Origin of the sequence: Steroidobacter agaridevorans, assembly GCF_009932555.1 — a bacterium.
In the GTDB taxonomy this organism is placed as follows: Bacteria; Pseudomonadota; Gammaproteobacteria; order Steroidobacterales; family Steroidobacteraceae; genus Steroidobacter; species Steroidobacter agaridevorans.
Window position 1 is genome coordinate 118,920 of the sequence record NZ_BLJO01000002.1, and the last position, 21,885, is coordinate 140,804.

Here is a 21,885-nt window from a genome sequence, read left to right on the forward strand (position 1 = left end):
TCCGAGAGCGGTACTACCGTATCGAAAATCGACATGGCAATGTTCTCCGAGACATCGTCGCAGGCGACGCATGTCACAGGCAGTTCCCACCTTACCAGCACCCAAGGATCTTCATGAAGTTTCGTAACGGCGTTGCGTCGCTCCTTCGTCCCCAAGACTCCGTCCTCGTCATGATCGACCACCAGCCTTTCCAGCTCGCGAATTTGAACAGCCACGATCCGCAGATGGTCGTCAACAATTCGGCGGCGCTGGCGAAGGCCGCCAAGGCCTACGGCGTGCCGACCATTCTCACGAGCGTGATCGCCGATCGAGGCGGCCTCATCTTTCCGCACATTACCGATGTCTTCCCCGGCCAGGAGGTGATCGACCGAACGCTCCTCAACACCTGGGAGGATCGCAAGGTGGTGGATGCGGTCGAGGCGACGGGCCGCAAGCAGCTGATCATCGCCGGCCTGTACACAGAGATCTGTGTCGCGATGCCGGTGATCCATGCGCTCGGCGAAGGTTGGGACGTGACGGTGATCACCGATGCATGTGGAGCACTTTCGGTGGAGGCCCATCAGGTCGCGATCCAACGGATGATCGCGGCGGGCGCCAACATGATGACTTGGCTGGCGCTTGTGTCCGAATGGCAGCGTGACCATGCGCGGACGGAGCACGTCGCTGAGTTCGTCGACATACTGAAGCACCATGCGGCGGGTAGCGGCATCGCGTTCCTGTGGGAGCAGCAACTGCTCAACACACCCGTGCCAGGCGCCGCACGCTGATGTAAGCGGTGATGGCGCATTTCAAAGTGCCGCGGCGGATGCGCTGCTCATTTAAAGATCTGCGCCATCCCCCAGATCAACATGGACTCACTTCAAATCTCGCCTCTGCCGCGAGCTACTTCGGAGGCTATGGCGCTCGCAGTGGAGGGTCACATTCCTTCACTGTGTAGAGAGGATTCCGTCGATCGCCGAAGGCGGATCAAGCGCCGACTCACGCAGCAGCAGATTCGCCGCCTGGATGACTACATCGAAAGTCATCTTGGAGGCGTCATTCGGACGCACCATCTTTCTGGCCTGGTGAATCTCAGTCGCTTTCACTTCTGCCGTGTATTTCGATTGTCGGTCGGCACATCACCGCGGGAGTATCTTTTGCAACTGCGACTGCAGAGGGCGAAAGCCTTGTTGAAAGACTCGTCCAGCTCGGTGTGTGAGATTGCCGGTATTTGCGGCTTTGCCGACCAATCGCATCTGACGCGAATGTTCCGTAGGCGAGTCGGAGCGACCCCGGCGCGCTGGCGTAAAACAATCGTGCAATGAGCACTCGCTTGCGCGTCCGTGCGCAAGCGGGGCGGATCAGATCAGAGCGATGCCTGCTGGCAGTGCGCGCCCGTCTTGACCCACGCGGCGATCAGCTGACCGAACACTTCTTGGGTGCCTGGCGCAGGCGCGCGGCCTTCGCCGGGATGCCACGCCCATCCGACGAGATGGTCTTCCGCGAGATGTTTCTCGATCTGAGCGAGCGTGCGATTGCCGTTGCGCTTCGGGTCCTTGATCTGCTCGCAGATCTGCGCGGTCGTGAGTCCCTGCCAGGCCATGGAGGCCGGCGCCAGAGACCAGTGCTCATTGCCCGGAACACTCTTCACGCGCCCGCCCAGCGTCGGTGCATTCTCCGGCCCGTGGCAGCTCGAGCAGGGCAGCTCCTTCGTGCCTCGATTCTCCGGTCCCGCCTGCACGAGCGGCATGTGCGGATGCAGATCGTCGCCTTGCGTCGGTGTGCGTGTCGCGGGATGACAGTTCAGACAGCGAGGATGTTGCAACACCTTGGCGGCTTCCGTGAAGTAGGCGTTCGATCGCGCGGCACGATTGCGAATCGAGTCGAACGCCTGCGGCGCTCGCAGCGGTTCAAGCGGTGCATCGGCAAGGCTCATCGAGGCAAACACGATGCAGAGCAGGGCGAGCGCGTGAGCGCGGTTCATAACGAGTTCCTCAATTGGGTGGGATCGATTGGCAGCTCGAACAGACGTTTGCCCGTCGCGGCGAAGATCGCGTTGGTGACGGCGGGGAAGACCGCCGCCGTGCCTGGCTCGCCCACGCCGCCCGGGGCTTCCGCACTTGGCACGACATGCACTTCGATGCGAGGCGTGTCATGCATGCGCAGAACCGGGCAGTCATCGAAGTTGCCTTGTTGAATCCGACCCTCAGCCACCGTGATCTTGCCGTGGAGCGCGGCTGAGACGCCGTAGACGATCCCGCCCTCGAGTTGCGCCTTGACGATGTCAGGATTCACAGCGAGGCCGCAGTCGACGACGCAGAAGACGCGATCCACGCGCACCTGTCCGGAGCGCGATACGGTGACTTCCGCGACTTGCGCCACGTAGCTGCCGAAATCATCGAGCACGGAGATGCCACGGCCGCGGCCAGCACCGAGCGGCGTTCCCCATTGCGCGAGCTCCGCCACCTTGTTGATCACATTGAGCAGTCGCGGCGACTTCGCGAGCAGCTCACGACGATAGCTGAGCGGATCCTTGCCCGCGCGCTTCGCCAGATCGTCGATCGCACTTTCCACGACGAACGCGTTGCGTGAGGCGCCGACGCCGCGCCAGTTGCCAACGTTGAGGCCCGTCGGAGGCTCAACGCGAACATATTCGACGTGGACGTTCGGCCACGCATACGTGCCGGCCGAGACGCTGATGATGTCGAGATCGACATTGTTCTGGAAGAAGACGGGCAGCCAGCGCGCCATCACGGCGGGTCCGACGATCTTGTGAGAGAAGCTGATCGGTGCGTTGTTGGCGTCGAGCCCCACCCGCACTCGGCTGTGGTTGTGATAACGAAAGTAATCGTGCTGGACGTCTTCTTCGCGACTCCAGATTACTTTGACCGGCCCCTCGACGTGACGAGCAATCCGCACGGCCTGGGCGACATAGTCCGCTTCGAGGCGCCGCCCGAAGCCGCCGCCGAGCAGGTGGTTGTGGATCGTGATGCGCTCGAGCGGCAATCCCGAGGCCTCGGCCGCCATGCGTCGGGCCAGTGCCAGTCGTTGACACCCCACCCAGATCTCGCAACTGTCCTTGCGCACGTGCGCCGTGCAATTGATCGGCTCCATCGCCAGATGTGCGAGCATCGGCAAACGAAACTGGGCCTCATAGAACGAGGCCGCTTGAGCTTCGACCGCCTGCACATCGCCGTGAGTCGTCGCGGTGACGCCAGGACGATCGAGTGCGGCATCGCATTCGGCGATGAGCGCCTTGGTATCGACGTTTGCATTCGCGCCTTCGTTCCAACTCACCTTGAGCGCGGCCAATCCTTTGCGAGCTGCCCACGTGTGATCCGCGATCACGGCGACGGCATCCTCGAGCCGAACGATCTGCCGGACGCCGCGAATGCGCTTTGCCGCCGTGTCATCGATCGTGCCCACCTGGCCGCCGAACACCGGACACGCCGCGACGGCGGCGAACTTCACGCCCGTCGGCAGCGCGTCGATGCCGAATCGGGCTTTGCCGTTGACCTTATCGGGTGTATCGACGCGTTTGACGGGTTTGCCGACGATTCGGAATTGGTCGGGCGATTTCAGCGCCACGTTCTTCGGCACCGGCAGGCGTGCGGCGGCGTCGACGAGATCGGCATAGCGGGCCCGGCGTCCAGAGCGTGCATGCACGATCTCCCCGCGCTCGGCGGTACACGTCGATGGAGCGACTCGCCATCGGCGTGCGGCGGCCTGAGTCAGAAGCACGCGTGTTGTCGCGCCTGCCCGGCGCAGTGGCTCCCAGGCTCCACGCAGTCCGGCGGAGCCGCCGGTGATCTGGTCGCCGAACACCGGATGACTGTAGAGCGCCTCGTTGGCAGGCGCGTGCTCCAATGTGAGCTGGCCGATCTCGACCTCCAACTCTTCGGCCAGCAACTGCGCCTGTGCGGTGTAGGCGCCTTGGCCCATCTCCACATAGGGCAGCGTGACGCGAATGGCGCCGGTGCGATCGATGCGGACGAAGGCGTTCGGCTCGAGCGTGGGATCCATCGACTGCCCGCCGGCGCTCGGCACGCGAAAGCCGATCAGCAGTCCGCCGCCGGCAGCGGCCGTGCTGATGAGGAACGAGCGACGCGACAGCTGATGCGAAGGCGTGTCGCTCATTGCGCACCCTCCGGCGTCGTGTGCTGAATCTCATTGGCCGCTTGCTTGATTGCCGCTCTGATGCGTCCGTATGTGCCGCACCGACACACGTTGCCGCTCATGACCGTGTCGATGTCCGCATCCGAAGGCGCCGCGTTGCCTGCGAGCAGTGCCGCGGCGGACATCAACTGACCGGATTGGCAGTACCCACATTGCACGACCTCCAGATCCAGCCAGGCCTTCTGCAATGACCGTCCGACCGGCGTCGTCTCGAGCGCTTCGATCGTACGGATCGAGGCGTTGCCGAGCGATTTCACCGAGGTGATGCAGGCCCGCCTCGGGACGCCATCGATGTGAACCGTACAGGCGCCGCACAGCGCGATCCCGCAGCCGAACTTCGTACCGGTCAATCCGACGACGTCGCGTAACACCCAGAGAAGCGGGGTGTCCTCGTCCACGTCGACCGTGTGTGTGACGCCGTTGATAGAGAGCTGCTGCGACATTCGGCCTCCAAGCTGTGGATTGCTTGGACCGTATCCGCCTGGGGTGTCGCTTCACATCACATGTTTCTATGACTCACGGGGGGCAGAGCCTATCAACTCGAGTCCCGCTCAGGGCGGCGGATTGTCGGTGAGCGGCCTGAAGCGGATGGGGCTCGAGAGCACGATGCTCGATGATGGCTTGCCAATCCTGACCAGGCGATCGACCAGAGACTCCAGTTCGGCGATGGAGCCGACGAGCACTTTCAGCAGCGCGCTATGTTCACCGGTGAGCCGGTGACATTCCACGACCGCGCGCAGGTCTTCCACATATTTTCCGATATTCGGACACTCAGTGCCTGGAATGGTGATCTTCACGATGGCCTGAATCCCGCGGCCGATGCTCGCAGGGTCGATGTGCGCGTGATAACCGGTGATGACCCCGGACGCTTCGAGTCGACGGATACGCTCGGCGACCGCAGGCGAGGAGAGGCCGATCCGGCGGCCAAGCTCGCTGAAACCGATGCGCGCCTCACGCTCCAAATGGGCCAGTATCAGGCAGTCCAGACGATCTACGTTGAAATGCACGGCGACCTCGCCTCAGAAGCTTCGATATCACGGTAGACAGCGCGAATTGCCTTCGATCGTCCGTTCACACGAGCCTTGCCTTGATCGATGATCGCGCTCGCTTGCCAATAGAAAGGATACGAATAGCTTCATGAGCGACGACGCAATTCGCGCAATCTACCGTGAAGGGACCCGCTTCCCCGAATATCTCGCGGCGGTACGAGCGAATGCCGAGCGATTCCAGCAGATTCATCGGCGCTTCGAGTTCGTAGCATTCGATGCGAGCAGCTCGATCTTTGCAGCTGGCACTCGGGTGCTGGTGTTCTGCGAGCCGTACTGTGCTGACTGTGTCATCAATCTGCCTCTCATCGCGCGGCTCGTGGACGCTTCACCAGACACTGAGCTGCGCGTGGTAAGCCGTGACCGGCATCGAGCGGTCGCCGAACGATTTCCGGGTCGAGGCGGAATCAGTCGCCTGCCGACCGTCGTGCTGCTTGATCGCGAGTGGACGGCGTTCGGATACTGGTCGGAGCGCGCGAGATCGGATCATGAATGGATGTCCAACTTCACTCGCTCAGATCCTATTCCCGAAATCACCGTTGCGAACGGACTGCCCACGGGTGACTTCGCCCGGTGGCTCGAGCGTCGCTTTGCAAGCCAATTGCCACTCTTTTACGAGCAGCATTGGCAAGAGGTTCGCGACGAGCTGCGAGCGTTGGCTCGCGTGTCATACGCGCGGCGCCCCCGTTGAGCGCTTGTCTACGGCCGCCCAATCGACGAGATTCCATTGTCGCAACACGAACGTGAAGATTGCGTCCTTAACGGCGGGATCCCTCTCGACGATCTGCTGCGCAATTGTTGCGTTCGGCGCGGTGAACGCCGCGGCGCCGCCAGAGTCATCACCGTATCCGCCCGCCCATCGAAGCACTCCCTCTCGATACAGAGAGAGCATGTACATTCCATGCGCCCGAAGCGGTTGCTCCGAGAGCGGCTTGCCCTCGAGCCACCTCGCGCCTGGACTGTAGACCACGAGCCACGTCGGGCCGCTCACGATGCGGCCGCAGTCCGAGGCGCGTGCCTCGTTGCGGGCCGACGTAACAAGGCCCGTCGTCGCGATCAGGGTTTTGGTCATGAAAGCGCGCCTATCGTCGGAATGCATGGCCGGGTCTCGGTGCGAATGACATTGCAATGTTCCCAATACTGCTCGAAGTGCGTAAGTGGCATACTGCCGCTCCTTATGGCGAAAACGGCCAATCTTTCATCGCGCCAGGTCGAGATCGGGGTGTTCGCCTACGAGGGCTGCTCCGCATGGATCACGGCTGGCGTGCTCGAGCTCTTCGCGATCGCCAACACAGCGATCGGCAGCGTGAGCACGCAAGTCGGGACGCCGCCTGGATTTCGTTTCCATGCCATTGCTCGTACGTCGCGATCGGTGCGCGGCTCGCACGGTGTTCGCTTCTCCGTGGACAGGCCGCGACGCCGCTACGATGCCATCATCGTGCCGCCGCTCTGGGGTGACTCGCGGCGCGAGGTGTTGGGTCGTCTGGGCCGGCTCGGCCGAGAGTGCCAAATGCTCCAGCAGCTCGCCTGTTGTGCATCCATCATGGCCGGCACTTGCACGGGAACCACACTGCTTGCGAAAGCGAGCTTGCTTGATGGACACCGTGCGACCACTTGCTGGTGGATGATCGACTGGTTTCGGCGTGAGTTTCCCAACGTCATACTGACAGGAGACAAGCTCGTGGTGTCGGACGGCGCTCGCTGGACGGCAGGCGCCGGAGCAGCGTATCTGCATCTGGGGCTTGGGTTGGTCGGTCATTTTTGCGGTGAGCGGGTGCTAGCGGCCACGGCCCGTCTGATGCTCATCGAGCGCCGCCGCGGATCTCAGTCGCCATTCATCGAAGCTGGCCTTGCAGGTCGAGACATTGCGGATGCGAAGGTCGCGCGAATGGCTCGATTCCTCGAGCGCAACGCCGGGAACGCATTGACCATCGGCGAGGTCTGCCGCGACATGAACCTGAGCGTGCGATCGATGACACGAAGATTTCACGCATCGCTTGGCGTGTCGCCACTTAGCTATCTGCAATCGCTTCGTATCACCCGCGCAAAGCGTCTGTTGGAGCAAACCGCGGTGAGTTTCGAGCAAGTCGTTGCCGATTGCGGATACGAGGACGTTTCGTCGTTTCGCAAGCTGTTTTCGCGCCAGGTGGGCATGACGCCTCGCGAATTCAGGGCGCGGTTCGGAACTGCACCCGGTAGATCATCGTGACGCCGCTCGTGCCTCACGAGGGCTGCGGTGATCTCTCGCCCAACGATGGATGTGATAGCTGAGGATCATATGGTAGCTCGCATCAAACCGGCAGTGGCGCCCTTTGCGCCAAAGATTCAGCACATCCTGGAATCAGTCATGCCCGCGGGCATGGAGCCGCTCGTGCTCTTCACCACGCTTGCGCGCGATGAGCGCTTGTTCCGCAAGTTTTTCGCCGGCGCCTTGCTCGATGACGGGCACCTCACCTTGCGACAGCGTGAAATCGTCATTGGCCGAACGACCGCGCGCTGCGGTTCCGAGTACGAGTGGGGCGTCCACATCGCCTTGTTCGGTGCGCGGGCAAACCTCACAGAGGATCAGATTGGATCGCTGGTGGATGGAGCCTCCAGCGATGTCTGCTGGGATGAGGAGGCGACTGTCTTGCTCCGATTATGCGATGAGTTGCACGAGGACGTCGGGGTCAGCGACGAAACGTGGGAGCGGTTGCGTGAGCGTTTTGACGATGAAGCGATTTTGGAGCTGCTGATGCTCGCCGGCTTCTATCGTACGGTCAGCTATCTCACGAACGTTCTCCAATTGCCGTTGGAGCCGCGCGGCAGGCGATTCTCCAGGCCAGAAGACTGAGCCCATGATGCGCGCGGCCATGCCGCTGAAACTGCAGACAAGCCACAGCGTCGTGTTTTCGCACGATGGCACGCGGCTTTCCACACTCGCTCGCGATGTATGGGCTTGGGACCTCTCGCGGCGGAAGAAAATATTCCGCGCGCATCCGTTTCCGCACCCATTTCATGCGGACTTTTCACCAAGCGGTGAGCGTCTGGCTTTTGAAGAGCACATCCGGTCGTATTGCGATTCTCTCGGGCGAGACCGGCGAGCTTGTCTCTGACTTCCGCAATTGCGCGGACGGAGCAGGGACCAACGTGTTGTTTTCCATGTGTGGTCAGTATCTGATCGATGGAACATGGCGCGGCCGCTTGAGTGTCAGGCGCGCGGATTCCGGGGCGAGAGAGTTCGTCATGGACTTTCCCGCCGAAACGATCAGCGCTGTGCATCGCTGTGCAGAGGGCGAGCGTTGGATCGTCGCCCATGGGCGAACACCCGCCACGGACCATGAGCCGCCGCCACCGAGCTATTTCTCCCTCTGGCAGTGGCCGTTCAGACGCGGCCATTACAAATCCTTTGAGTTCGGCTTTCCCTTCATCGCAGATAACTCAGTGGCTCCCGACGGACAGTTCATCGCAGTCGTGCACGGTGCCCCTGCCAACTCGCTATCGGTCATCGACCTAACAAGCGGGGCATGCGTCGGCAGCGTGGAAACGCAGGCGGGAGGGAGTGGGGGCGCGCTGGCATGGTCACCCGACGGCCGGCAGATTGCGTCGGTACAAGACGGTGTGGTTCGCCTCTACAATTTTCCCGGCTTGGCGCCGCTTAATGAGGTTATCCTCGAGTATCCCAGCGACGTTGCTTTTTCTCCAAAGGATTCATCGCTAGCCATCGGCTCTTGGACAATGGGATGGCTCAAGAACGGCGCTCGTACTGTTTAGCGAGGGAGCACAATGAGAACGATCGTGCGGTGGGGGATCGGGTTGATTTGCGCAACGAATGCGATCGCGCTTCAGGCGCAACCTGCGCCGCCGACATTCACCGACCTCACCGGCTGGTGGTCGGCGGAGCCGATCCACGCGGGCGAGTCGTCGCAAGTCGTCTTGCAGTTCAGTGAGAAGGAAGGCAAGCCCACGGCGCAGCTGTCGCTGCCCGCTATCGGCGTGCATGCAGTGCCGCTGGGCACGGTGACGCTGGATGGAAATCGCATCGATACCCAGCCGCTCTCGTTTCCTCTCACATGGAATGCCGAGCGTCGGACGCTCAGTGGCGTGCTGCCGCGCGATGCGGTGCCGGTCTACGACATCCCGGTTGAATTCCATCGCAGCGAGCCCGTTGCGAAACCTGAGCCCACGCAATGGAAGGTCGAGCCGCCGAAGATGAAGTGGTCGGTGCAGGTCGGCGGCCCGGCGTGGGCGGGGCTGGAGCGTGACGCGCAGTCCGGATTGTTGTTCGTCGGTAATGAACAGGGAGTGCTCAACGCCGTCGATGCACGCGGCACCATTCGCTGGAAGTTTCCGACGGACAAACCGATCCGTGGCCGGCCCGCCGTCATTGGCGAGAGCGTCTATGTCAGTTCGGACTCAGGCTTCCTGTACCGACTGAACAAACGCACCGGCGTCGAGCAATGGCGAGCGCGCATCGACGCGGGGAGCCCGGCGCGCATTCCTCCCGACCAGGAAAAATCTCGTTGGGATCGCTACGGATCGAGCGTCGTCGCAGACGGGCAGCACCTCTACGTTGCGAGCCGCGACAAGAATCTGTATGCGCTCGATCCAGAGAATGGTCGTGAGATCTGGCGCGTGACGGCTGGTGACATGATGACCGCGACACCTGCGGTGTATCGCGATCTCATCCTCTTCGCGGCATTCGACGGCAAAGTCCAGGCGGTGCAGGCGCGTGATGGCAAGCTACGGTGGACCTACGATGCGAAGCTTGCCGTCGCAGGCGATCTCGTCGTGAGCGGCGATCGCGTACTGATCGGCAGTCGCACCTATGAGCTGATCGCGCTCGACGCCGGCAGCGGAAAAGAACAATGGCGGCGTTACTACTGGTTCTCGTGGATCGAGTCGCCGCCGGTCGTGCACGAGGGTGTCGTTTACACGGGCTCCTCGGATGCCGTCAGCGTCTATGCCATCGATGTCGCGGATGGATCCTTGCACTGGAAAACGCCGGTGCCGGGCTGGTCGTGGTCACGGACCGCTGTGAACGACAGATTCGTCGTGGCGGGCGCGGTCGGCGTCGGAGCGACACCGGGATTTCGTAGCGGTGCGTTGGTTGCGCTCGAGCGCGCCAGCGGCGCGATTCGCTGGCTGTATCAGGAGGAGCCGTCGAAAGACGTGATCGACGCGAAGAAAAACTGGGGCTTCGGCGCGTCGCCGCTCATCGTGGATGACGTCGTGTACGCCGTGGACCTCAACGGTCGGCTCTATGCGTTCGAGCTTGGACGCTGACAGCTTCGTCGACGAGCGTCACCCATCGAATCAGTCGCGAACGATCTTCTTTGGCGAGAATTGAATCTCGACCCCGTCAAGAAACGGCGCGGTCGATGCCAGGACAAAGGACTCTGGATAGCTCAGTCTCAAGTCTTCATTGGAAAGCCAAGTCAGGTCGAGCTCGGTCGACGTGGCAACGCCGATCCGTGTGGAATGCTCGACCTTCGGCGTCGATTGTCTCGAGAGGGAAAGGGTCACCATGGGGCTCGATTCGTAGTTGCAGGTCACGATCCGCAATCGGGCTTCGCGTTGCCCGTCGGGAGACACGACGGTTGTAAGCGAGTCGACATCGCACGATCTCACCAGTCCGGAGGACAGGTAGAGGTTCAAAGCTACGAAGGCGAGCCCGATGGCGGCGAGCAGGTAGACGACGGGTTTCAGGATTCGCATTCGTAGGAATGTTCAGGGAGGAACGATCGGGAGTAAAGTCTTTGTCGAGCCCGGCAAATCCTATCCTCACATTATGAAACATCGAGCTTCTTGGAAGCTGACAGCTCCGTTGACGCTCGAGCAGCGCCTTAACAGATTTGCCCGGGCACATTGAGACAATCAGTCGTATTCGCCGGGCCGCCTCGTTGCCAGAACTGAGAGCTGCGACAAATTTTTCTACAGACCTTCGGATCTACGCTGCGCGCGTATTCAGTGAGGTACTACGATGCTGCGTACGGCTCTGGCAATCGGGTTTGTTGCAATTTCCCTTGCCGCGTGCTCCGCGGTTGGACAGCTTACCGTCAAGGACTACCAAGCCAGCTCGGGCGAACGAGTGCTGGCCGGCCAGGCCGAGCCCAACAGCGAATATCGCTGCCAGAAGCTCGGACAGGAGCAACAGGCGTGGGGCCTCAAAGGCAACCTCGATCGGGCGGCGGCGACCGCGCGCGTCACTCAGGTCGCAGTGGATGCGGCGCCGTCCAAGGGCGCGAACTATGTGCACGTAATGCTCCCCAGTGAAAAGAGCATTGGGGGTTTCAATGTCAATGCATTCAGCGATGCGCAAGTCGCGTATTTCAAATGCTCGAATCTGCCGAGCTAACCTGGTTGACGATGGGCGTCTCATTTGCCCAGCCCCATGCTCGGTAGTTCGATGCCCAGGCAGACGTTGCGTTGCTTGCCGCCGCCGGTGACTCTGTTCAGGCAAGCCTCGCCGCCGCCATCGGATGCGGCGCCGGCGGAGAACACGCCGAACCCCTTGCCGTCGGTGAGCGTCACGTTACCGCCATTACCATGGGAGCTGCGGGTCAGATAGGCGACGGCCTGCGAGCCCTGATAGATCGCGACGGTCCCGCCCGTGTCGTCGAGCACCAGGCTCGCCGCGGCTTTGTCGCCTTCGTAGACCGAGACGCTGCGATCGCGCGCGCTCATGCTGGCGACCAACGATCCATTCTCGTCCATGACGGCGACGAGGCCCGCGCCGCCCCGCGCCTGGCCGACACCGGCAACGAAGGTGGCGCCGTCTTTGTAAACGCGAACGCCATAGTTCCCTGCATCGCCTGCGCCAATCGTGACCTGAGCGCCTTCGCCGGAGGTTGAGGAAACCTTGTCGGCCACGCGCAGGATGACTTTGCCGGTGCGGCCGACGACTTCGAAGGGGGCTGTGATGCGAGTGGCTGCCTGGCTGCTGCCGCGATTGTCCGAGTTCTTTTCGAGCGCAGCGAGGCGCTTTGTCATCTCCTGCAACTGCTTCTGCATGTTCTCCATGCGAGCATCTTCCTCCTCCGGCGGCTCGTCGAGCTCGGCTTCCCACTCTGCGAATAGTTTCTTCTGCTCGCCCGCCTTGCAGGTGACTTTCATCTCGATCAGGCGCATCGCGCCGCCGGGGCCCACGCAGACAGGAATCGGATCGCCACCGGCGTAAGCGCTCGCACCGACGATGCACATCAATGAACCAAGATAAGTTCGGATCCTCACCAGTCGACCTCCTATGGTTTGATCAGCTCGACACGGCGATTGCGCGCGCGTCCGGCGAGCGTTTCGTTCGTGTCGCGGGGTTGTGACGCACCGAAACCCTCGGTTGTCAGTCGCGCAGCGTCGATCCCGTGTGACTTCACGAGAGCGTGTTTGACCGCGGCGGCTCGCCGCCGGGATAGATCCAGGTTGTAACGATCTCCGCCGATGGAGTCGGTGTGTCCGTTGACGACGAGCTTCCAGTCGGCCTGCTTGCGCAGGACTTCGGCAATCTCCGCCAGCCGCGGTGTGGACTCTTCACGGATTCGATCGCTGTTGAAAGAGAAGTGAATGTCATAGACAACCGCTTTGCCGGTCGTCGCGAGCTGCTGTTCCAGTGGCGGCCCGGCAGCGGGCGCCGTTCCGGTTGGCGCAACCGGCGCCTCGCAGCGATGGGCGATCTTCACCACCTCGAGCGTTTCGCGATCGCTTGCGGTCTCTCGCCCGCACAGCGCGCGGCTCATCTCCGGGGCGGCTGCCTGCATGGTGCGGCAGAGCTCCTTCATGGGCTCATCCATGGGGGGCTCGGAATCGATGCCGACGCGAAACTTCAATGTCAGCGGATTCGCATCGTCATCGAGAAACAGGAACTCTGCCGGCTCCGCTGCGAATTCGCCGCGCGCGCGGATCACGGGAAGTGAGGTTGCCACGCCGTTGATGACGACGGAGATGTGCTCGGCCTGGCCGATGCGGACCAGCTCGCCCGGCGACATGAAGTCGTAGAGATTCGGGCTGCGATCTCGATTTGCGGGGAATTCGCCGGAGTAGGCATTGGAGATGGAGAATTCGCTGCGGCCGGCCGTTCTCAGTGCACGCAGTACCGCCTGTGAGGTTCCGATCGCCGTCGTCTCGGCAATCTGCGTCGGCATGCCGGTCATGAAGCGCTGCTGATACAAGGTCGCCGATGTCAGGTCCGAGCGGCGCACCGAACGGCTCAATGTCTGCTTGCGCACCTGGCCGAAGTCCGAAGCGAGCAGATCCGTGACGAGCTGTTCGGATGAGTAACGAATCAGAACGTTCTGATCGTCGATCGAGAGGACGGTCTTGATCGACTCATAGTCACCGTTGGGCTGACTGATTGCGGTGACGATTTGCAGGCCGGGGCAGAGCGGAACACGCGATGTCGATGGGGCTGCATTGACCAACGAGGCAGCGGCCATCGCTCCGAGGGCGAGGAGGGAAGTAAAGGGCAGGGGGCCCATTGCAGGTCCTTGTCGTAGGTGCCATACCCCTGTAACGCATTCCCGCCGCAAATCCTGACAGGATCCGATGCCGGCGGAACATGAGTTCGCGGTGCCGAGTCGCTGATGTTTTGAATTTATTTCACACCGCTGCTCGAAACACGCGGGTCTGAAGGTCACTGCGGTGTTGACTAAATAAAACAACTTGTATTATTAATTCTACGTCGCGCATTCGATCGACGCGATGTCACCACAAGCAATCCGTAGCGCAGCTGGCGCGCGGGCGTTTCAAAAATGGTCAGGGGGTCAACGATGAATCACGGGCGATGGATCAGCCGGGTGCTGTTTGGCGTGAGCGCGTTGCCGCTTGGTCTGGTCGGTGTAGCGATGGCGCAAGCGCCCGTGGAAGAGGTAGTCGTCACCGGCACGCGCGCGAGCTTGTCCCGGGCGCTGGACCTGAAAAAGGAAGTGCTCGGCGTGGTTGACTCCATTGCCGCGGAGGACATCGGCAAGTTCCCCGATCAAAACGTTGCTGAATCGCTCCAGCGCATCGCCGGTGTGTCCATCGATCGAACGGCGGGCGAGGGGCGCTTCGTCACCGTGCGCGGTTTCGGTCCCGAGTTCAACAATGTCCTGTTCAATGGTCGGCTGCTGGCGACCGAGAACGACGGACGTGAGTTCAGCTTCGACATTCTGGCGCCCGAGCTGATCAGCAGCGCGGAGGTGTACAAATCCTCCTCGGCTGAATTCCAGGAGGGCGGCATCGGATCGACGATTCAGCTACGCACTGCCCGGCCGCTGGATTTCGAGGGCTTTCACGCTGCCGGCAGCGCGGCTGCCAAGTATGACGGCGGCTCGGAGGAGACCACTCCAACGATGTCCGGCCTCATCAGCATGACCAACGAGAGCAACACGTTCGGTGCGCTGGCGAGCGTGGTTTACGACGAGCGCAAGGCGCGGCTCGAGCGATTTCACACCGATGGCTGGCTGACGGGGCAGGACCTCGACTTCAACCGGGACGGGGCCGCAGACCTGGCGGACGTGGCCATCACGCGCTCGTACAATCAAATCGTCGATGAGAGCACGCGAGAGCGCATGGGCGCCACGCTGTCCTTCGACTGGCTCGCCACCGATGCCCTGAAGTTCGAGCTCGACGCCCTCTACACCACCTACGAGATCGACAATCGCAACCATGTGCTTGCGTACTTCAGCGACCCCGCGGACATCATTTCTGCCGAAGCCAACGGTAACGGCACGGTCACTCGCTACGTGCGAGGCGACACGGGCAGCCTGGCCACCGACTGGGTCGTCAGCGAACGGCCGCGCGATGCGTCGACCTACCAGCTCGCCTTCAATACCGAGTACACGCTGACAGAGCGTACCACCGTCGCGTTCGATGTTTCCTATTCCAAGGCCAAGGACGATAACGGCGGCAAGGAGCGCTTTTATGTGCTTGGTACACGCAACACTGGCGTGAATCCAACGTTCGAACTGCGCCCCGGCAGTGCCACGCCGCTCTACACCAACGTGTTGTCGCCCACCGATCCTGCGAATTTGCGGGCGCATTATCTGAACGAGTCGGGCAACGATGTCGAAGATGAGATCGGGCAGTTCCAGGTCGATGTCGTCCACGAGCTCGACGGTGTGATCAGGGCGCTCAAGTTCGGCGCCCTGGCCTCCAACCGGGAGAAAACGACCACTGATTACAAAACGCCAGGCTCGCTGAACTGCTATTACTGCGGCTACTACGCCCCGGTGCCGGCCAGCGTCACGAGTTCCTATGACGCCGGGTCGTTCCTTGGCGGCTCTGGGTTGCCCACGCAGTGGCTCGATTTCGATATCGATGCGCTGATTCCGTATTACACATCACCGGCCGCGTACGGACTGAACGGCGATGCGGCCGCAAGGGCCGAGTTTGCGGCGAATCTCGCGGCCAACGGTGGGGACTTCAGAGCCGTCTTGAATCCGCAAGGCTCCGGGTCGGTCGAGGAAGAATCGCAGGCTGCCTATGTGCAGCTGGAGCTCGGCGGCGACATTTCGGAGATGACCTGGAGCGGACAGGTGGGGCTGCGCTGGGTCAAAACGGATCTGACCGCGAAGGGCACCGGTCAGGAAATCGCATCGATCACGCCCATCCCGGGCGACGCTACGGGGTTGGAGTACACGTTGACCGATTCCATGCCGATCACCGAGAAGAACGACTACGACTACTTCCTGCCATCGCTCGCGTTGCGGTTGAACCTGAGCGATCAATGGGCCGTGCGGATCGCCGGTTCGCGCACGCTCACACGCCCGACGCTCACCAACCTGCAGCCCACCGAGGGCTACAACCTGCGTCCGCCGGATTCTTTCTTCAGCTCCGGCGGCAACCCGGCCTTGCAGCCCTATCTGGCAAAGAACCTGGACCTCGGCATCGACTACTTTCTCAACGATGCGAGCTACTTCAGCGTGGCGGGCTTCTACAAATGGATCGACAATTTCGTCTCGCTGGTGACGAGGCCCACCAACATCCTCGGCTATGAGTTCCTGGAGACGCGCCCGGTCAACGCCAACGATGCAAAGGTGTACGGGGTGGAGCTGTCCGCACAGTACACGTTCGACCGGTTGCCGGCGCCGTACGACGGCTTCGGTGTCTCGGCGAACTACACGGATGTGGACAGTTCGGTGACGTTCGATCCCAGCTTGAGCACGCAGGTATTCAACGTGGAAGGCCTGTCCAACTCGGCCAACCTGGTGTTGTTCTACGAGAAGGGTCCGATCCAGGTGCGCGCCGCGTACAACTGGCGAGATGATTTTCTGCGACGGACCTTCAGCTTCGAGGGACAGCCGGAGAACATCGAGGCCTATGGGCAGTACGACGTGAGCGCGAGCTTTCAGGTGAACGAAGCGTGGTCAGTGTTCGCCGAGTGCGTGAACCTGACGGACGAGCGTACGCGCAGCTACTCTGCTTTCAAAGAGCGCCTGTTGCAGCTGGAAGATAGCGGGCGGCGAATCACAGCTGGCGTACGTGCCCGCTTCTGAGGCAACTCGGACAAGGACATCGAGGATGCACATAAAACTATATGCGGCGATCGCGGCGTGCGTGCTCGTCACACAGCAGGCGAGGGCGTCCGCGCAAGCGGACTACAGCGTCAGCTCCCCCGACGGCTCCATCGCGATCAAACTTCAAGTCGGCGCGGATGAGCCGCCTCGCTATGAGGTCAGCAGGCGGGGCGAGACGGTGGTCGCGCCCTCTCAGCTGCGTCTGCAACTGGTCGATGACCGTGGCTTCCAACTGTTCGATCCGGTGTCTTCCCAGCGCCGCTCGGTGGATGAGCAATATCGAATGGTCGTGGGAAAGGCGTCGCAGGCTCGCGATCGCTTCAATGAGATGACGGTGTCGCTGCAGGAGCGCGGCGGGGCTGCTCGCAGGCTGGATATCATCCTGCGAGCCTATGACGATGGCGTCGCGTTGCGTTACTTCGTTCCGAGCCAACCGGGGTTCGATGAGCTGCAGCTGCGGGCCGAGGCGACCGAGTTCGCCTTCGCCGGCGACTATGAGTGTCATGGATTGAATATCGGGCAGATGTATTCGAGCCATGAAGGCGAGTTCGATCCGGTGCGGGCGAGCCGGATTCGCGAGCACCATCTATTCGATGTGCCGTTGAGCTGCCGCATTCCGAGCGGTCGCACGCAATTCGTCATCGCCGAGGCGGATTTGCGCGATTACGCCGGCATGTATCTGAGCGGGCGAGGCAACGGCGAGCCCGGTGTGGTGACGCGCCTCGCGCGCCATCCGACCCCGGGCTCTGCCGTCGTGCGCGTGAAGTCGTCGGCTCAGGGCGTCGCATCGCCCTGGCGCGTCATCATGATGGCGGACACCCTTGGCAGGCTGATCGAGTCCACGCTCATTGCGAACTTGAATCCGCCGACGACATTACGCGATACCTCCTGGATCGTTCCCGGCAAGAGCGCTTGGGATTGGTGGTCCGGTCCGCACCTGCCTGCGCCCGCGAAGGCGGGCATGGATATGGCGACGCTCAAGAGATACATCGATTTCGCCGCGGCGGCGCGCTTGGAATACATGTTGATCGATGAAGGCTGGTGTTTGAATTCCGGCGTCGGCGGTGTGGCCCGGCCGGATGCCGACATCACCCGATCGAAGCCCGGCCTCGATATGCAGGAGCTGGTGCGTTACGCGGCGCAACGCAACGTTGGCTTGTGGTTGTGGGTGCAGTGGGCGCTGCTGGACCGGCAAATGGATGTAGCGCTCGCGCAGTATCGGCGATGGGGAATCAAGGGCATCAAGATCGATTTCATGGATCGCAACGATCAGCAGATGGTCGAGTACTATCACCGCGTGATGTCGAAAGCGGCAGAGCAGCGGCTGATGGTCAACATGCATGGCGCCTATCCGCCGACGGGCCTGTATCGCACCTATCCGAACTACATGACCCAGGAAGGCGTCATGGGCGCGGAATACAACAAATGGAGCCGCCGGGTCACAGCGACTCACAATGTGACGCTGCCCTACACCCGGATGCTGCTCGGGCCGATGGACTACACGCCCGGCGGCTTCCGAAACGTCCAACCTGAAGAGTTCCGCATCAACAACAGTCCGCCCTTCGTCCAAACCACGCGCGGTCAGGCATTGGCGATGTTTGTGGTGTACGACGGCCCGCTGCAGATGGTGGCGGACAGCCCCGATGCTTATGAAAACGCCGCCGGCTTCGATTTCGTACGGGACGTGCCGACGAGTTGGGATGAGACGCGCTTCCTGCAAGGAACGATCGCGGAGTACGTCGTGCTTGCCCGGCGCAAAGGCAATACGTGGTACATCGGCGCAATGACGAACGAATCGGCCCGTGAGCTCACGGTGCCGCTTGATTTCCTCGCCTCGGGCAAATACCGGTCGCAGGTCTGGGAGGACGGCGCCATGCCGCAGGAACTGCGGCAGAACAGAACGCAGCTCACTCGCGCAGACAAATTGACGCTCGAGCTCGCACCGGCCGGTGGTGCGGTTGCCGTCTTGATGGGCGGCGGGTGACCGGGGAGGGCAGCGCAATCGTTGCTACTGCTTCGACACCTCTTTCAGATAGCCCACACACAGCGCGGTCAGGTGCAGCTTCAGGCGGTCAAACGTGCTTTTGTTTCCGCCAGCTTCTATGGTCGCCCGCGTCGGTCCCACGATGGATGCGACCAGCACGCTGCTCACGACCTGAGGCTGCTCGAACCTGGCGTTACTGGCGGTTATCAACATGTCATGTATTGCCTGGGCGCATCGACTCGACTCCTCCTTGACGATGGCGTCGCCATCGATGGCCGCGGTGGGTAGATAGAGCGCGCGCGATATGTCCGGCCTGCGCGTCTTCGCATCGACGAAGACAGTCATGATGGTGGCGCACATCTCTTCGATGGGCTTGCCGTGCATCGACTGGCAGGCAGCAACGGTCGCGTCGACAACCCCGCCGACATGTCGCCTCACGATGGCCGCCAGCAGCGCCCGCTTGTTCGGAAAGTATTGATACAGAGAGCCGATGGACACGCCGGCCCGGTCGGCAATCTGCAAGGTCGTGGTCTTGTCGAAGCCGTTGGCGAGCAAAACCTGAATGGTTGCTTCGAAAATTGTATCGATGGTGTCGCGAGATCGGCGCTGCTGCGGTCTTTTCCGGGGGATCAGCGATGCGGCTGGGTTCCGTTTCATATGCGAATAGTCCGGCGCTGCAGGTTTGGACAAGATACCTCGCATGCGCACCTACGAATATCGGTTTCGCTTTGCTCTGACGCTCGCCGGCTTGCTGCTTGGGGGCCAAAGCCCGGCTTGCGAGCTCCCGGCCGGGTTCGTCAATCCGCCCCGTCCGGACATCGCGCCGCTCGAGAAGCTCGTGGCTCATACGGAGCAAATTGACATTGCTCGTAGCCTGGCGGCCGTCATGCAGGCGGGCCGGCGACCGCTGAGCGAGGGCATTCGGCCGACGCGTGACTTGCCGGGCGTCAGCGGCACGCGCAATCTGACGAGCGGAGGGTTTGGCACGGTCGGCGCGCGCCGGCTCGTTTGTCTCACCGATGGCTCCATTGCCCTCGAAGAAGTGCTGCACAGTGAGGCGCACAGCGAACGCCGACGGTTCAGATATGTGGTCTGGAACTACACCAGTCCGAAGTTTCGTGACGTCCAGTATGCCGTCGGTGAGTTCATCCACACTCAACCCGCGCCGGACCAGACGCGTGTCAACTGGACGTATCGATTCGCGCTCAAGGAAGGTCGAGACCCCACGCTTTTCCGCAAAGATTTTCTCGACAGTGCGTTTGCGGAATGGATGCGCAGCCTGTTGGAGAGGGGACGATCGAACGCCGAGGCGGCGCCCGCGGCCGACGTTGAATAACCGTGGGAACGGTCATCATCTATTCGTCGGGGTGACATAGCCCTTGGCGTCTGGCGCGAGGGCAGCTATCTGGGAAGCAGGATTCCCAAGTCCCGCAGCTTGGCGCGGAAGTCGTCGGCACCCTGAAAGTGAATGGCGATCATCCCCTCGCGTGCCGCGGCTTCGACGTTGAGGATGCTATCGTCCACGAAAGCCGTGGACGCTGGGCTCAACCGGTAGCGCTCGATGATCAGTTTGAAGATCGCAGGATCTGGCTTCATCAGACGCTCACGGCCAGACACCACGATGCCTTCAAACCACTCCAGGAATGGAAAACGCGCTTGGGCGATGTGAAAGGTCTCATCCGACCAGTTCGTGAGAGCCAGCAGCCGCACGTTGAGCTTGCGAAGGTGCTCGAGGATGACCACTGTTTCTTCGATTGCGCCAGGAATCATTTCTTCCCAGCGATCAAAGTAGGCTCTGATATTGGCTTCATGCTCCGGGTGACGCTCGATCGCCTCGGCGATTGCGTCCTTCCAGGGACGCCCGCGGTCTTGGTGCTCGTTCCACTCTGTGTTGCACACCTCTGTCAGAAAAAACTCCATCGCTGCCTCGTCGGCGCCAAAGATTTTCCGAAACAGATTCCTTGGGTTCCAGCGAATCAAAACGTTGCCGAGATCGAAAACAACGGTATCGATGGAATGAGAGCTCATGGGTGCGCGAGGCATGATCTAGCGGGCGTGCCAGGCACGATTGAAGCCTCATAGCATACCAAGGCGCCTGCTTTTTGCATGCCCCAGAGCCACTTCTCACTCACTCACTGGTTCGAGGTCGAGCGTTGACCAACGCGTCATCCAGCATCTTGATGAGCGCCGCGCGGTCGAAGGTGTAGGCATGGCCTTCATTCCACTGGACGAGCTGCTTCATCTGATAGCGGATGATGCGCTCCGGCAGCCGGTTGTTGAAGCGATCCCGAGCATCGCGGGGAATGGCCAGATAGCGGCGTTTCGGGTTGGGCTCGGACAGCGCCTGTGCAACCGCTACGGCGACTTCGTCGGCTTCTGGAAACATCATCGGATCCGGCGGCGGGCCCCAGACCTTGAGCATGTTCGCCTTCTCAGCTTCAGTGAGGCGCTCCAGCATGTTTTTATCGATCTCGGATCTGTAGGCGCCGGGTTCGACGGCGCTGACTTGAACGCCGAGCGGCGCGAGCTGCAGCACCAGGGAATCCGTCAGTCCTTCGATCGCGTGCTTGCTCATGACGTAAGCGGCGATGTCGGGTCCGCCGCCGTCGGTGATTCCGGAAGGGGAGCCGATGTTCACGATCCGTCCCTTGCCGGCGATGATGAGCGGTGCGAATGCCTTGATCATCATTACCGGTCCATAGACGTTCACCTTCATCGTAAGGTCGAACTCTTCCATCCTCATGGTGGCGATCGTGCCGAATGTAGCGACGCCGGCATTGTTGACCAGGCCATGAAGGCCGCGGCCGGCTCGGGTCACTGTTTCCACTGCAGCGGCAATGTCCGCAGGTTGCGTGACGTCCAGGCGTATGGGGTGCACGTTCTTGATGGCTCCGAGCGCCTTGAGGTCCTCTGCTTTGCGTGCGGTGGCGTATACGAAATAGCCCTCCGTGGCGAGGCGCTCGGTGATCTTGCGGCCGATGCCGCTGCTGGCGCCCGTTACGAGGACGGCGTTGGAGACGGTTTGTTCGCTGGGCAGCGCGGGGGCGCATAAGAGTGCAGCGAGCAATGCGCACATCGTGTTTAGAAATATTCGCATGGCGGCCTCGTGATGGGATGGCGGGAGTCGAGTCTGAGTCTAGTGCCCACCTCCGGCCGTACACAGGCCGCTTGCTGCACCAGCCCAGCAATTGGCTGCAGCGGGCCAGCACCGATGAGGCCGGGTTTCAGA

Annotated in this window: 23 protein-coding genes; 11 read left to right on the forward strand and 12 right to left on the reverse strand. The window is 61.7% G+C overall.

The window, feature by feature from the left end:
• Positions 1-113: 113 nt before the first annotated feature.
• Complete coding sequence (locus GYH35_RS07370; protein ID WP_161828059.1) at positions 114-767, forward strand: isochorismatase family protein; 654 nt, start codon at positions 114-116, stop codon at positions 765-767.
• 159 nt (positions 768-926) lie between these two features.
• Here the strand turns inward: GYH35_RS07370 and GYH35_RS35105 are convergent, their stop codons facing one another.
• On the reverse strand, positions 927-1,052 hold the full coding sequence (locus tag GYH35_RS35105; RefSeq protein ID WP_268894920.1) for a hypothetical protein: 126 nt from the start codon (positions 1,050-1,052) through the stop codon (positions 927-929).
• A gap of 12 nt (positions 1,053-1,064) precedes the next feature.
• Between GYH35_RS35105 and GYH35_RS35380 the strand changes: the two genes are divergently transcribed.
• A complete protein-coding gene (locus GYH35_RS35380) occupies positions 1,065-1,304 on the forward strand; it encodes a helix-turn-helix domain-containing protein (protein WP_407700199.1) in 240 nt (79 codons plus the stop codon).
• Positions 1,305-1,345: 41 nt separating this feature from the next.
• Here the strand turns inward: GYH35_RS35380 and GYH35_RS07380 are convergent, their stop codons facing one another.
• From GYH35_RS07380 to GYH35_RS07395, 4 genes are all read right to left on the reverse strand, one after another.
• Complete coding sequence (locus GYH35_RS07380) at positions 1,346-1,963, reverse strand: Isoquinoline 1-oxidoreductase subunit (protein WP_161828061.1); 618 nt, start codon at positions 1,961-1,963, stop codon at positions 1,346-1,348.
• Positions 1,960-4,116, reverse strand: a complete 2,157-nt coding sequence (locus GYH35_RS07385; protein ID WP_161828062.1) for a xanthine dehydrogenase family protein molybdopterin-binding subunit — start codon at positions 4,114-4,116, stop codon at positions 1,960-1,962. Before GYH35_RS07385 ends, GYH35_RS07380 begins: the two co-directional genes overlap by 4 nt.
• The gene (locus tag GYH35_RS07390; protein WP_161828063.1) at positions 4,113-4,598 is read right to left on the reverse strand and encodes a (2Fe-2S)-binding protein; all 486 of its coding nucleotides are present in this window, start codon (positions 4,596-4,598) and stop codon (positions 4,113-4,115) included. Before GYH35_RS07390 ends, GYH35_RS07385 begins: the two co-directional genes overlap by 4 nt.
• 108 nt (positions 4,599-4,706) lie before the next feature.
• A complete protein-coding gene (locus GYH35_RS07395) occupies positions 4,707-5,162 on the reverse strand; it encodes an Lrp/AsnC family transcriptional regulator (RefSeq protein WP_161828064.1) in 456 nt (151 codons plus the stop codon).
• A 130-nt stretch (positions 5,163-5,292) separates the two neighbouring features.
• On the opposite strand from GYH35_RS07395, the gene GYH35_RS07400 reads away from it, so the two are divergent.
• Positions 5,293-5,892 carry a thioredoxin family protein gene (locus GYH35_RS07400; protein ID WP_161815195.1) on the forward strand — a complete coding sequence of 200 codons (600 nt, stop codon included), beginning with the start codon at positions 5,293-5,295 and terminating at the stop codon, positions 5,890-5,892.
• Here GYH35_RS07400 and GYH35_RS07405 read toward each other — a convergent pair.
• Positions 5,869-6,273 carry a YciI family protein gene (locus tag GYH35_RS07405; protein WP_161828065.1) on the reverse strand — a complete coding sequence of 135 codons (405 nt, stop codon included), beginning with the start codon at positions 6,271-6,273 and terminating at the stop codon, positions 5,869-5,871. The two genes, GYH35_RS07400 and GYH35_RS07405, sit on opposite strands and share 24 nt — an antisense overlap.
• Positions 6,274-6,378: 105 nt before the next feature.
• Here GYH35_RS07405 and GYH35_RS07410 point away from each other — a divergent pair, with 105 nt between their 5' ends.
• The 4 genes from GYH35_RS07410 (at position 6,379) to GYH35_RS07425 (ending at position 10,466) form a co-directional block, all read left to right on the forward strand.
• A complete protein-coding gene (locus GYH35_RS07410) occupies positions 6,379-7,410 on the forward strand; it encodes a GlxA family transcriptional regulator (RefSeq protein ID WP_161828066.1) in 1,032 nt (343 codons plus the stop codon).
• 69 nt (positions 7,411-7,479) lie between these two features.
• Positions 7,480-8,034: a carboxymuconolactone decarboxylase family protein gene (locus GYH35_RS07415; RefSeq protein ID WP_161828067.1), complete on the forward strand. Its 555-nt coding sequence runs from the start codon at positions 7,480-7,482 to the stop codon at positions 8,032-8,034.
• Positions 8,035-8,099: 65 nt separating this feature from the next.
• A complete protein-coding gene (locus GYH35_RS07420; RefSeq protein WP_161828068.1) occupies positions 8,100-8,954 on the forward strand; it encodes a WD40 repeat domain-containing protein in 855 nt (284 codons plus the stop codon).
• 12 nt (positions 8,955-8,966) lie between these two features.
• A complete protein-coding gene (locus GYH35_RS07425) occupies positions 8,967-10,466 on the forward strand; it encodes an outer membrane protein assembly factor BamB family protein (RefSeq protein ID WP_161815190.1) in 1,500 nt (499 codons plus the stop codon).
• A gap of 30 nt (positions 10,467-10,496) precedes the next feature.
• Here GYH35_RS07425 and GYH35_RS07430 read toward each other — a convergent pair whose 3' ends face one another.
• A complete protein-coding gene (locus GYH35_RS07430) occupies positions 10,497-10,898 on the reverse strand; it encodes a hypothetical protein (RefSeq protein WP_161815189.1) in 402 nt (133 codons plus the stop codon).
• Positions 10,899-11,163: 265 nt separating this feature from the next.
• Here GYH35_RS07430 and GYH35_RS07435 point away from each other — a divergent pair, with 265 nt between their 5' ends.
• Positions 11,164-11,538, forward strand: coding sequence for a hypothetical protein (locus GYH35_RS07435; RefSeq protein ID WP_161815188.1), 375 nt, complete (start codon positions 11,164-11,166; stop codon positions 11,536-11,538).
• A gap of 20 nt (positions 11,539-11,558) precedes the next feature.
• Here GYH35_RS07435 and GYH35_RS07440 read toward each other — a convergent pair whose 3' ends face one another.
• Positions 11,559-12,413 (reverse strand): hypothetical protein, encoded by an 855-nt coding sequence (locus GYH35_RS07440; protein WP_161815187.1) that lies wholly within the window; start codon positions 12,411-12,413, stop codon positions 11,559-11,561.
• An 11-nt stretch (positions 12,414-12,424) separates the two neighbouring features.
• Positions 12,425-13,651 (reverse strand): OmpA family protein, encoded by a 1,227-nt coding sequence (locus tag GYH35_RS07445; RefSeq protein WP_161815186.1) that lies wholly within the window; start codon positions 13,649-13,651, stop codon positions 12,425-12,427.
• A gap of 291 nt (positions 13,652-13,942) precedes the next feature.
• Between GYH35_RS07445 and GYH35_RS07450 the strand changes: the two genes are divergently transcribed.
• Together GYH35_RS07450 and GYH35_RS07455 are read left to right on the forward strand one after the other, a co-directional pair.
• Entirely contained in the window at positions 13,943-16,651 is a 2,709-nt protein-coding gene (locus GYH35_RS07450) for a TonB-dependent receptor (RefSeq protein ID WP_161828069.1), read from the forward strand.
• A gap of 25 nt (positions 16,652-16,676) precedes the next feature.
• Positions 16,677-18,656, forward strand: a complete 1,980-nt coding sequence (locus GYH35_RS07455) for a glycoside hydrolase family 97 protein (RefSeq protein ID WP_161828070.1) — start codon at positions 16,677-16,679, stop codon at positions 18,654-18,656.
• 24 nt (positions 18,657-18,680) lie between these two features.
• Here the strand turns inward: GYH35_RS07455 and GYH35_RS07460 are convergent, their stop codons facing one another.
• On the reverse strand, positions 18,681-19,313 hold the full coding sequence (locus GYH35_RS07460) for a TetR/AcrR family transcriptional regulator (RefSeq protein WP_161828071.1): 633 nt from the start codon (positions 19,311-19,313) through the stop codon (positions 18,681-18,683).
• Positions 19,314-19,356: 43 nt separating this feature from the next.
• Here GYH35_RS07460 and GYH35_RS07465 point away from each other — a divergent pair, with 43 nt between their 5' ends.
• Positions 19,357-19,992: an SRPBCC family protein gene (locus GYH35_RS07465; RefSeq protein WP_161828072.1), complete on the forward strand. Its 636-nt coding sequence runs from the start codon at positions 19,357-19,359 to the stop codon at positions 19,990-19,992.
• A 65-nt stretch (positions 19,993-20,057) separates the two neighbouring features.
• Here GYH35_RS07465 and GYH35_RS07470 read toward each other — a convergent pair whose 3' ends face one another.
• Complete coding sequence (locus GYH35_RS07470) at positions 20,058-20,684, reverse strand: HAD family hydrolase (RefSeq protein WP_161828073.1); 627 nt, start codon at positions 20,682-20,684, stop codon at positions 20,058-20,060.
• A gap of 100 nt (positions 20,685-20,784) precedes the next feature.
• Entirely contained in the window at positions 20,785-21,753 is a 969-nt protein-coding gene (locus GYH35_RS07475) for an SDR family NAD(P)-dependent oxidoreductase (RefSeq protein WP_161828074.1), read from the reverse strand.
• Positions 21,754-21,885 lie beyond the last annotated feature (132 nt).

What these genes read in the sequence shown, in the direction of transcription:
- GYH35_RS07370 (WP_161828059.1), top strand. Translation starts at nt 114, where the DNA reads ATGAAGTTTCGTAACGGCGTTGCGTCGCTCCTTCGTCCCCAAGACTCC.
- GYH35_RS35105 (WP_268894920.1), bottom strand. Translation starts at nt 1,052, where the DNA reads ATGGTGCGTCCGAATGACGCCTCCAAGATGACTTTCGATGTAGTCATC.
- GYH35_RS07380 (WP_161828061.1), bottom strand. Translation starts at nt 1,963, where the DNA reads ATGAACCGCGCTCACGCGCTCGCCCTGCTCTGCATCGTGTTTGCCTCG.
- GYH35_RS07385 (WP_161828062.1), bottom strand. Translation starts at nt 4,116, where the DNA reads ATGAGCGACACGCCTTCGCATCAGCTGTCGCGTCGCTCGTTCCTCATC.
- GYH35_RS07390 (WP_161828063.1), bottom strand. Translation starts at nt 4,598, where the DNA reads ATGTCGCAGCAGCTCTCTATCAACGGCGTCACACACACGGTCGACGTG.
- GYH35_RS07400 (WP_161815195.1), top strand. Translation starts at nt 5,293, where the DNA reads ATGAGCGACGACGCAATTCGCGCAATCTACCGTGAAGGGACCCGCTTC.
- GYH35_RS07405 (WP_161828065.1), bottom strand. Translation starts at nt 6,273, where the DNA reads ATGACCAAAACCCTGATCGCGACGACGGGCCTTGTTACGTCGGCCCGC.
- GYH35_RS07410 (WP_161828066.1), top strand. Translation starts at nt 6,379, where the DNA reads ATGGCGAAAACGGCCAATCTTTCATCGCGCCAGGTCGAGATCGGGGTG.
- GYH35_RS07415 (WP_161828067.1), top strand. Translation starts at nt 7,480, where the DNA reads ATGGTAGCTCGCATCAAACCGGCAGTGGCGCCCTTTGCGCCAAAGATT.
- GYH35_RS07420 (WP_161828068.1), top strand. Translation starts at nt 8,100, where the DNA reads ATGGCACGCGGCTTTCCACACTCGCTCGCGATGTATGGGCTTGGGACC.
- GYH35_RS07425 (WP_161815190.1), top strand. Translation starts at nt 8,967, where the DNA reads ATGAGAACGATCGTGCGGTGGGGGATCGGGTTGATTTGCGCAACGAAT.
- GYH35_RS07430 (WP_161815189.1), bottom strand. Translation starts at nt 10,898, where the DNA reads ATGCGAATCCTGAAACCCGTCGTCTACCTGCTCGCCGCCATCGGGCTC.
- GYH35_RS07435 (WP_161815188.1), top strand. Translation starts at nt 11,164, where the DNA reads ATGCTGCGTACGGCTCTGGCAATCGGGTTTGTTGCAATTTCCCTTGCC.
- GYH35_RS07445 (WP_161815186.1), bottom strand. Translation starts at nt 13,651, where the DNA reads ATGGGCCCCCTGCCCTTTACTTCCCTCCTCGCCCTCGGAGCGATGGCC.
- GYH35_RS07450 (WP_161828069.1), top strand. Translation starts at nt 13,943, where the DNA reads ATGAATCACGGGCGATGGATCAGCCGGGTGCTGTTTGGCGTGAGCGCG.
- GYH35_RS07455 (WP_161828070.1), top strand. Translation starts at nt 16,677, where the DNA reads ATGCACATAAAACTATATGCGGCGATCGCGGCGTGCGTGCTCGTCACA.
- GYH35_RS07460 (WP_161828071.1), bottom strand. Translation starts at nt 19,313, where the DNA reads ATGAAACGGAACCCAGCCGCATCGCTGATCCCCCGGAAAAGACCGCAG.
- GYH35_RS07465 (WP_161828072.1), top strand. Translation starts at nt 19,357, where the DNA reads ATGCGCACCTACGAATATCGGTTTCGCTTTGCTCTGACGCTCGCCGGC.
- GYH35_RS07470 (WP_161828073.1), bottom strand. Translation starts at nt 20,684, where the DNA reads ATGAGCTCTCATTCCATCGATACCGTTGTTTTCGATCTCGGCAACGTT.
- GYH35_RS07475 (WP_161828074.1), bottom strand. Translation starts at nt 21,753, where the DNA reads ATGCGAATATTTCTAAACACGATGTGCGCATTGCTCGCTGCACTCTTA.